Origin of the sequence: Zoogloea sp. (assembly GCF_044344315.1) — a bacterium.
In the GTDB taxonomy this organism is placed as follows: domain Bacteria; phylum Pseudomonadota; class Gammaproteobacteria; order Burkholderiales; family Rhodocyclaceae; genus Zoogloea.
In genome coordinates this window covers 1-2,709 of record NZ_JBIJDC010000201.1, presented here as the reverse complement: position 1 = coordinate 2,709, position 2,709 = coordinate 1, and the positions used below count along the sequence as shown (strand labels likewise).

At 66.3% G+C, this 2,709-nt stretch carries 3 protein-coding genes and 2 pseudogenes; all 5 read right to left on the bottom strand.

The window, feature by feature from the left end; genetic code table 11:
- Positions 1–286: pseudogene (locus ACIQ09_RS22175) on the bottom strand (acetaldehyde dehydrogenase (acetylating)); the annotation flags it as partial.
- Positions 283–498: a tautomerase family protein gene (locus ACIQ09_RS22170; protein ID WP_296574506.1), complete on the bottom strand. Its 216-nt coding sequence runs from the start codon at positions 496–498 to the stop codon at positions 283–285. The gene ACIQ09_RS22170 and the pseudogene ACIQ09_RS22175, both read right to left, overlap by 4 nt.
- 50 nt (positions 499–548) lie before the next feature.
- On the bottom strand, positions 549–1,346 hold the full coding sequence (gene dmpH, locus ACIQ09_RS22165) for a 2-oxo-3-hexenedioate decarboxylase (protein ID WP_398314587.1): 798 nt from the start codon (positions 1,344–1,346) through the stop codon (positions 549–551).
- A 63-nt stretch (positions 1,347–1,409) separates the two neighbouring features.
- A pseudogene (gene dmpE, locus ACIQ09_RS22160) lies at positions 1,410–2,201 on the bottom strand (2-oxopent-4-enoate hydratase); the annotation flags it as partial.
- Positions 2,202–2,320: 119 nt separating this feature from the next.
- The coding region (locus ACIQ09_RS22155; protein WP_398314584.1) for an aldehyde dehydrogenase family protein at positions 2,321–2,709 on the bottom strand (389 nt) is incomplete at its 5' end.

Here is a 2,709-nt window from a genome sequence, read left to right as displayed (position 1 = left end):
TCATCACCCCCAGGGCATTCAGCTTGCGGCTGTTCTCCGCATGCACATAGGCGCTGGTGGCGTCGAAGGCGATCTGGATGTTGTCCTCCAGCACGTGGGGCAACAGCCCGTCCACCCCCTCGGCGGTGGTCTTCAGGCCCATGTCACGGGCGCGGGCCAGGCCTTCGGAGCTGGGGTCTATCCCCACCATCCACACGGGCTCCAGCACCGGGCTGCGCTGGATCTTGTAGATCAGGTCGGTGCCGATGTTGCCCGAACCGATCAGCGCACAGCGGATCTTCTTCATGCCGTCTTCTCCTGCGCCCGGGCAGCCGCGCGCTGGGCCATGGTCTGGCCAGCGACGTAAAAGCCGTCGGTGGCATGTTCGGTGATCAGAATGCGCACCGTGTCGGCGCTGCACTCCAGGCTCTTCGCCACCGCCTCGGTCACCGCAACGGCGACCTTGTTCTTCTGCTCGGTGGTGCGGCCCACCATCATGTGCATTTCAATAATTGGCATGGGTTCTCTCTCCACGGGATGGGTTGGGGCGATTGCTGTTTTTCCTGCCGCTACGCAACGAAGCGCATGGACACGCTGCCCAGTTCCTGGAAGCGGGCGATCACGTTGTCGCCAGGCTTGACCGCGATGGCCTCGGTGATGCCGCCGCTCATCACGAAGCTGCCGGCGGGCAGGCCTTCGCCCAGTTCGGCCAGGATGTTCACCAGCATGGCGATGGCCTCGGCCGGGTGGCCGAGCACGGCAGCCGAGGCGGCCATGACCACCAGCTCGCCGTTCTTCTCCATCACCACGCCCAGGGTGTCCAGGTCGATGTCGTCCACGTAGCGGGCCCGGCCACCGCCCACAAAGCGGGCCGACGAGCCGTTGTCGGCCACCACGCTGGGCAGATCGAACTTGAAGCCGGAGAAGCGCGAATCGATGATCTCCACCGCCGGCAGCACGTAGTCGGTGGCGTCCAGCACGTCCTGGCGGGTGCAACCGGGGCCGTGAAGGGCCTTCTTCATCACAAAGGCCACCTCGCACTCGACGCGGGGGTGCACCAGGTCGGCGGTGGAGATGGCCGAATTTTCGGGGCGGGCCATGCGGTCGGTGAGAAAGCCGATGGAGGGCACATTGACGCCCATCTGGATCATCTTGGCCCGGGATGTCAGCCCCGCCTTCCAGCCCACCTGGGTGTGACCGGCCGCCAGGAAGCGCTGCCGCAGCGCCATCTGCACGGCGTAGCCGTCACCGATGGTCATGCCCGGGTATTCGTCGGTGAGCTTGGGGATGGCGTAGGCGCGGGTTTGGGCACCTTCGATACGCTCGCACAGGCGCACGATGTCTTCGCGGCCCAGGGTGAGGTTCATGCCGGCGGTGCTGCTGCCAGGTCGGGCCTCGCTGCCAGGTGCGGCCGCAGTGGTGGCAGCGGTGGCGCTCTGCCCCACAAACTTCACCCGGCAGCTGCCGAGGCCGCCGACGGTGCACACCAGTTCGTCGCCATCGACCACCGGCACCAGGGCCGACTGCGATCCCGACAGGATCACCTCGCCGGCCTTGAAGGGAATCCCCAGCTCGCCCAGGGTGTTGGCCAGCCAGGCCACCGCGTTGGCGGGCGAACCCTGCACCGCGGCACCGACGCCGGTGGAGAACAGCTCGCCGTTCTTCTCCAGCACCATGCCGGCCAGGGTGATGTCCAGCTTGCGCGGGTCGCCCTTGGTTTTGCCCAGCACATACACGCCGCACGAGGCGTTGTCCGCCACCGTGTCCTGGATCTTGATCTTCCAGTCGGTGATGCGCGAATCGACGATCTCGAAACAGGGCAGCACGTAGTCGGTGGCGCGGATCACGTCCATGGCGGTGATGCCCGGGCCCTTGAGGTCTTCCTTGAGCACGAAGGCCAGCTCGGCCTCGGCCTTGGGCTGGATCAGCTGGCCCAGGTCGAGGGTGTCGCCTTCGCTGTACACCATGCCCGACAGCAGGATGCCGAAGTCGGGCTGATACACGCCCAGGAAGTCCTGCACCGGCTTGCTGGTGGCGCCGATCTTCTTGCCGACCACCTTCTCGCCGGCAGCCACGCGGCGGGCCACGAAGCGTTCCTGGATGCGATAGGCATCGGCGATGGTGATGTCCGGCTCGCGCTCCAGCAGCGGGCGGATGGGTCGGCGGCTGAGGAAGGCTTCGTAGAGCTCGTCGCCGTATTGGTGGATCTTTTCTTCGTTCATATGCATGTCCTTCCGGTACGGATGGGTCCGTCTTTGCTGCAAGTCCGCGGGCGACTGAAGTCGCCCCTACAGGATCGGCGCCAGCCCGTGGGGTCGGATTTATCCGACCGCCCTCCTGGTCACAGCTTCACGCAGATGTTGCGGGTCTCGGTGTAGAACTCCAGGGAATGCACGCCACCCTCGCGGCCGATGCCCGACTGTTTCGACCCGCCGAAGGCCGTGCGCAGATCACGCAGGAACCAGCTGTTGATCCACGTGATGCCCACCTCGACCCGGGCGGCCACCCGGTGGGCGCGGGCCAGGTTGGTGGTCCAGATGGTGGTGGAGAGCCCGTAATCGGTTTCGTTGGCCAGGGCCACCACCTCGTTCTCGCTGTCGAAGGGGCGGATGTGGCAGCACGGTCCGAAGATCTCCTCCTGCACCACCGCAGCCGTTTCGGGCAGGCCGGTCCAGATGGTGGGCTGCACCCAGGCACCCGCGGCCAGCTCGGCCGGCATGTCGGGCACGC

Excerpts from the sequence above, each read along its gene's own strand:
- ACIQ09_RS22170 (WP_296574506.1), bottom strand. The coding sequence starts at position 498 with ATGCCAATTATTGAAATGCACATGATGGTGGGCCGCACCACCGAGCAG.
- dmpH (WP_398314587.1), bottom strand. The coding sequence starts at position 1,346 with ATGAACCTCACCCTGGGCCGCGAAGACATCGTGCGCCTGTGCGAGCGT.